Below are 389 nucleotides of genomic sequence, written 5' to 3'. Positions count from 1 at the left end.
TCGAGGCCGCCCGCGCCTTCCGGGGGAGGTACGGGACGGAGCCGCCGGACGGGGCCGAGGCGTCCGGCTCCGTCCGGCCGGCGGACGACCGCTACGCGACGCACGCCTTCGGCGCCCAGTTCGCCGAGGCCCGGGTCCACCTGGACACGGGCGAGATCCGGGTGCCGCGCCTGCTGGGCGTCTTCGCCGCCGGCCGGATCATCAACCCGCGCACGGCGCGCTCGCAGTTCGTCGGCGGCATGACCATGGGGCTGTCCATGGCGCTGCACGAGAACAGCGTCCTCGACCCGCGGACCGGCCACGTCGTCAACCACGACCTCGCCGACTACCACATCACGGCCAACGCCGACGTCACCGAGGTCGAGGCCCACTGGCTCGACGAGCACGAC

1 protein-coding gene is annotated in these 389 nt (G+C 74.0%); it reads left to right on the top strand.

Annotated features, from left to right (window positions below):
* Nucleotides 1-389: molybdopterin cofactor-binding domain-containing protein (locus OO48_RS34060; protein WP_033223567.1), on the top strand; the 389-nt coding region annotated here is incomplete at both ends.

Source organism: Kitasatospora phosalacinea (assembly GCF_000716545.1).
Taxonomy (GTDB): domain Bacteria; phylum Actinomycetota; class Actinomycetes; order Streptomycetales; family Streptomycetaceae; genus Kitasatospora; species Kitasatospora phosalacinea.
Note: the sequence above shows the minus strand (reverse complement) of the source record. Positions and strands in the feature narration are given on the sequence as shown.